This is a genomic window from Streptomyces sp. NPDC051664 (genome assembly GCF_044453545.1).
Taxonomy (GTDB): domain Bacteria; phylum Actinomycetota; class Actinomycetes; order Streptomycetales; family Streptomycetaceae; genus Streptomyces.
Map to the genome: position 1 here is coordinate 1 of NZ_JBITCU010000084.1, position 5,425 is coordinate 5,425.

5 protein-coding genes are annotated in these 5,425 nt (G+C 71.4%); 4 read left to right on the top strand and 1 reads right to left on the bottom strand.

Features of this window, described 5'->3' with window-relative positions; genetic code table 11:
* Positions 1-132: 132 nt before the first annotated feature.
* The gene (locus ACIA8E_RS41445) at positions 133-1,632 is read right to left on the bottom strand and encodes a PLP-dependent aminotransferase family protein (protein ID WP_399307228.1); all 1,500 of its coding nucleotides are present in this window, start codon (positions 1,630-1,632) and stop codon (positions 133-135) included.
* A 102-nt stretch (positions 1,633-1,734) separates the two neighbouring features.
* Between ACIA8E_RS41445 and ACIA8E_RS41450 the strand changes: the two genes are divergently transcribed.
* The 4 genes from ACIA8E_RS41450 (at position 1,735) to ACIA8E_RS41465 (ending at position 5,260) form a co-directional block, all read left to right on the top strand.
* The gene (locus ACIA8E_RS41450) at positions 1,735-2,436 is read left to right on the top strand and encodes a YitT family protein (protein WP_399307229.1); all 702 of its coding nucleotides are present in this window, start codon (positions 1,735-1,737) and stop codon (positions 2,434-2,436) included.
* The gene (locus ACIA8E_RS41455) at positions 2,433-3,197 is read left to right on the top strand and encodes a glycerophosphodiester phosphodiesterase family protein (RefSeq protein ID WP_030919058.1); all 765 of its coding nucleotides are present in this window, start codon (positions 2,433-2,435) and stop codon (positions 3,195-3,197) included. The genes ACIA8E_RS41450 and ACIA8E_RS41455 overlap by 4 nt, the downstream gene beginning before the upstream one ends.
* A gap of 46 nt (positions 3,198-3,243) precedes the next feature.
* Positions 3,244-4,620 carry an MFS transporter gene (locus tag ACIA8E_RS41460; RefSeq protein ID WP_399307231.1) on the top strand — a complete coding sequence of 459 codons (1,377 nt, stop codon included), beginning with the start codon at positions 3,244-3,246 and terminating at the stop codon, positions 4,618-4,620.
* A 265-nt stretch (positions 4,621-4,885) separates the two neighbouring features.
* The gene (locus tag ACIA8E_RS41465) at positions 4,886-5,260 is read left to right on the top strand and encodes an RNA polymerase-binding protein RbpA (protein ID WP_007262928.1); all 375 of its coding nucleotides are present in this window, start codon (positions 4,886-4,888) and stop codon (positions 5,258-5,260) included.
* Positions 5,261-5,425 lie beyond the last annotated feature (165 nt).

Genomic DNA, 5,425 nt, shown 5'->3' on the forward strand with positions numbered 1-5,425 from the left:
CCCCCCCCCCCCCCCCCCCCCCCCCCCCCCCCCCCCCCCCCCCCCCCCCCCCCCCCCCCCCCCCCCCCCCCCCCCCCCCCCCCCCCCCCCCCACAGCGATGTGGCCGTGCCGGCGATCGGGCCCGTCAGCGATCAGGCGACGAATGTCCTCGGCGCCTCCGCCCCTGCGCTCGCCCCCGACCCGACCAGCTGCGCCGCCGCCGCGAGCCGCACCGCCGCCTCGTCCGCCACCGGCCCGCCGACCGTGAACGGCAGCCGTACGTACCCTTCGAAGGCACCGTCGACACCGAACCGCGGGCCCGACGGCACCCGCACCCCCACGCGCTCGCCCGCCACGGCCAGCCGCGACCCCGAGAGTCCGCCCGTGCGTACCCAGAGCGTCAGCCCGCCGCGCGGCACCTCGAACTCCCACTCCGGCAGTTCCCGGCGCACCGCCGCGACCAGCGCGTCCCGGTTCTCCCGTGCCTGGCCGCGGCGGATCTCCACCGCTTCCTCCCAGCCCCCGGTACGCATCAGCCAGTTGATCGCGAGCTGCTCCAGTACGGGAGTGCCCATGTCGGCGTAGGCCCGGGCGGACACCAGACTGCGGATCACGTCCGGCGCGGCCCGCACCCAGCCGATCCGCATGCCGGCCCAGAAGGCCTTGCTGGCCGAGCCGACGGTCAGCACGGTGCTGCCCGCCGGATCGAAGGCGCAGACCCGGCGCGGCATCTCGACGTCGTCGTCCAGGTGGAGCTCGTTCATGGTCTCGTCGACGACCAGGACGGTCCCGGCGGAGCGGGCCGCATCCACCAGGGCCCGGCGCTGGTTCTCGTCCGCGAGCGCGCCGGTGGGGTTGTGGAAGTCCGCCACGACGTAGGCGAGCCTGGGGGCCGCGTCCCGCAGCACGTGCCGCCAGCGGTTCATGTCCCAGCCGCCGATCCCCTCCTCCATCGCCACCGGCACCAACCGGGCGCCGGCCTCCCGCATCAGCTGCAGGATGTTGGCGTACGACGGGGACTCCACCGCGATCCGCTCGCCGCGCCCCGCGAAAAGATGGCAGATGGCATCGATCGCGCCCATCGCGCCGGTGGTGACCATGATCTGTTCCGGCATGGTCGCGATGCCGCGCTCGGTGTAGCGGTCGGCGATCATCTGCCGCAGCGCGGGCAGCCCCGCCGGGTAGTCGCCGTGGGTGTGCGCGTACGGCGGCAGTTCTTCCAGGGCGCCCTGGACGGCGCGGGTCAGCCAGGGTTCGGGCGCGGGCAGCGAGGCGCAGCCCAGGTCGATCATCGAACCGAGCGACTCCGGGGGCAGCGGTTCGAGGCCGCGGGCCGGCAGTGGATTGCCTGCCGGTACCGCGGTCCAGCTCCCGGCGCCGCGGCGGGACTCCAGGAACCCCTCGGCCCGCAGCGCCTCGTAGGCGGCGGCGACGGTGGTGCGGCTGACGGACAGGCCGAGCGCCAGTTCACGCTCGGCGGGAAGCCGGGCGGCGACCGGCACCCGCCCCTCGAGGACGAGCAGCCGGATGCCGTCGGCGAGCGCGCGGTAGGCGGGCGGCCTGCGGGCGCCGGGGCCGATGGGCTTCTGCTGCTGGGCCTGGAGCTGCCGGGCGAGCTGCGCGGCACCGACGGCCGAAGTCCACTGCGCCATGAAAATCAGTCCACCTTCCTCGGATTGGCCATAGTTGGTAGCCAATACCTCGCCCCAGAGTGTCATGCGTCGGTCCACTGCCACCACATCAGGGAGCACATCTTGTCCAGCACCGCCGTCCCGCGCGGGACGCATCTCACACGGCGGCTGGTTCAGCTGTACGTGGGTCTGGCCCTGTACGGAGTGAGCTCGGCGCTTCTCGTCCGCGCCGGGCTCGGCCTCGAACCCTGGGGGGTGCTGCACCAGGGCCTCGCCGAGCGCACCGGGCTCTCCATCGGAGTCGTCGCGATCATCGTCGGCGCGGCGGTCCTGCTGCTGTGGATCCCGATGAGGCAGCGCCCCGGTCTCGGCACGGTCTCCAACGTCTTCGCCATCGGCCTCGCCATGGACGGCACGCTCGCCCTCGTCCCCGAGGTGCACGGCCTCGCCGGACGGATCGCCGTGATGGTCGCGGGGATCGTGCTCAACGGTGTCGCGACGGGGCTGTACATCGCAGCGCGGTTCGGCCCCGGTCCGCGCGACGGACTGATGACCGGACTGCACCGGCGCACCGGTCGCTCCATCCGGACGGTCCGCACGGCGATCGAGGTGGCGGTGGTGGCGACCGGCTTCGTGCTCGGTGGCTCCCTGGGCGTGGGCACGGTCCTCTACGCGCTCAGCATCGGCCCGCTCGCCCAGCTGTTCCTGCGCGTGTTCGCCGTCCCCGGGGCGGATCCCGCCGGCCGGACCGTCGCCCCCGCGCCGGTGTCCGGCACCATCGCCGTCACCGCACCGTCACCGGAGGAGGCCATACTTCCGCAGTGACCTCCCTACGCCACCCGTATCTGGACCATCCCGTGACGATCCCGTTCGCCCATCGCGGCGGAGCGGCGGACGGGATCGAGAACACGACGGCCGCATTCCGCCGGGCCGCCGAGGCCGGCTACCGGTACTTCGAGACCGATGTGCACACGACGTCGGACGGCCGCCTGGTCGCCTTCCACGACACCACCCTGGACCGGGTGACGGACGCCCGGGGCCGGATAGCCGACCTGCCGTGGAGCGAGGTGCGGCAGGCCCGGGTGGCGGGCCGCGAGCCGCTGCCGCTGTTCGAGGAGTTGCTGGAGGAATTCCCCGACGCCCGCTGGAACGTGGACATCAAGGCCGAGCCGGCCCTGGTCCCGCTGATCGACCTGATCCGCCGGACGGATGCCTGGGACCGGGTGTGCGTCGGCTCGTTCTCGGAGACCCGGGTGGCCAGGGCGCACCGCCTCGCGGGCCCCCGGCTCGCCACCTCGTACGGTGTCCGCGGCGTCCTCGGCCTGCGGCTGCGCTCGTACGGCATACCGGCCGCGCTGCGCGCCGGAGCGGTGTGCGCGCAGGTCCCGGAGAGCCAGAACGGGGTCAGGGTGGTCGACCGGCGCTTCGTCCGGGAGGCCCATGCGCGCGGACTCCAGGTCCATGTCTGGACGGTGAACGAACCGGAGCGGATGGCAGCACTCCTCGATCTCGGTGTGGATGGCATCATGACCGATCACATCGAGACGCTGCGTACGGTGCTGAGCGAGCGGGGGGCCTGGGCCTGACGCCGGCCCGGCGGCGTCCCCACGGGGAGACACGAGGGGGTGCGGGTTGAGCGCCGAGACCGCAGACACCGCTGAGCCGACGCCGGAACGCGCCACCGAGGGTGCCGACGCCGAGGGCCGCAGACGCGAACGACGCGGCTGGTACTTCTACGACTTCGCGTGTTCGGTCTACTCGACCAGCGTCCTCACGGTGTTCCTCGGCCCCTATCTGACGTCGATAGCCAAGGCCGCTGCGGACGCCGACGGTTTCGTTCACCCGCTCGGCATCCCGGTACGCGCCGGTTCGCTCTTCGCCTACGCGGTCTCGGTGTCCGTCGTCGTCGCGGTGGTGGTGATGCCGATCGTGGGCGCCGCCGCCGACCGTACGGGCCGCAAGAAGCCGCTGCTGGCGACCGCCGCGTATGTGGGCGCGGCCGCGACGACCGGGATGTTCTTCCTGGACGGCCACCGCTATCTGCTGGGTGCGTTCCTGCTGATCGTGGCGAACGCGTCGATCTCGGTGTCGATGGTGCTCTACAACGCATATCTGCCGCAGATCGCCGGGCCCGACGAACGCGACGCGGTCTCCTCGCGCGGCTGGGCCTTCGGCTATACGTCGGGGGCGCTCGTCCTCGTCCTCAATCTGGTTCTCTACACGGGCCACGACTCGTTCGGCCTCTCCGAGTCCGACGCGGTGCGGATCTGTCTCGCCTCGGCGGGTGTCTGGTGGGGCGCGTTCACCCTCGTACCGCTGCGACGGCTGCGCGACCGGCGGATTGCACCCGGCGGCGAGGGTACGGTCGGCTCCGGCTGGCGGCAGCTGCGCGCCACTCTGCGCGACATGCGGCGGCACCCGCTCACGCTCTCCTTCCTCCTGGCCTATCTGGTCTACAACGACGGCATCCAGACGGTGATCTCGCAGGCTTCGCTGTACGGCTCCGAGGAGCTCGGCCTCGACCAGACGACGCTGATCACCGCCGTGCTGCTGGTGCAGGTGCTCGCGGTGGCGGGGGCGCTGGGGATGGGCAGGCTGGCACGGGCGTACGGAGCGAAGCGCACGATCCTGGCCTCGCTCGTCGTCTGGACCCTGATCCTCGTCGCCGGCTACTTCCTGCCTTCGGACGCCCCGGTCTTCTTCTACGTACTGGCCTCGGCGATCGGCCTGGTGCTCGGCGGGAGCCAGGCGCTGTCGCGCTCGCTGTTCTCCCATCTGGTGCCGCGCGGCAAGGAGGCCGAGTACTTCTCCGCGTACGAGATGAGCGACCGCGGACTGAGCTGGCTGGGGCCACTGGTGTTCGGTCTCGCGTATCAGCTGACCGGCAGCTATCGGGATGCAATCATCTCGTTGGTGATCTTCTTCGTGACCGGTTCGGTACTGCTCGCGAGGGTGCCCGTACGGCAGGCCGTTGCGGCGGCAGGGAATCCTGTTCCGGAACGGATTTAGACGTTGAAGTGAAAGGCCGGTAGTGTACGCCTTTGGCCTGCCCGGAGGACCGTTACTGCGAGTGGAAGAAGCCAAACCGTTGGGTGACAACTTCTGCCAGATGTGACAAACCGGGCATTGGTGGGTACCCCAACCCTGAAAAAGCAGCGGCACGACGGGCGACGCATGACCGGCAACGGGAATCTTTACCGCCGACCGGACGTTGACCGGATGACGACGACAGCGACACCTGTCCTGTGGGCGACAAGCCCGGGAGGCACGATTCATGAGTGAGCGAGCTCTCCGCGGCACGCGACTCGTGGTTACCAGCTACGAGACGGACCGCGGCATCGATCTGGCCCCGCGCCAGGCGGTGGAGTACGCATGCCAGAACGGACATCGATTTGAGATGCCGTTCTCGGTAGAGGCGGAAATTCCGCCGGAGTGGGAGTGCAAGGCGTGCGGCGCCATGGCACTCCTGGTGGACGGGGATGGCCCCGAGGAGAAGAAGGGCAAGCCTGCGCGTACGCACTGGGACATGCTCATGGAGCGGCGCACACGCGAGGAGCTGGAGGAGGTGCTGGCCGAGAGGCTGGCGGTTCTGCGCTCCGGAGCCATGAACATTGCCGTGCATCCGCGGGACAGCAGGAAGTCTGCCTGACCGCGCAACACCGCACCTAGACAGAGCCGCGGGGGGGGGGGGGGGGGGGGGGGGGGGGGGGGGGGGGGCGCGCGCGGGGGGGGGGGGGGGGGGGGCGCCGGGGGGGGGTGCGCGGGGTTCGGACACTCAGCGTGACTGACCGAAATGCGTGGGATGTCCCGCCGT

Bases quoted from the DNA above. Each gene is read 5' to 3' on its own strand.
- ACIA8E_RS41465 (WP_007262928.1), top strand. From the start codon at position 4,886: ATGAGTGAGCGAGCTCTCCGCGGCACGCGACTCGTGGTTACCAGCTAC.
- ACIA8E_RS41445 (WP_399307228.1), bottom strand. From the start codon at position 1,632: ATGGCGCAGTGGACTTCGGCCGTCGGTGCCGCGCAGCTCGCCCGGCAG.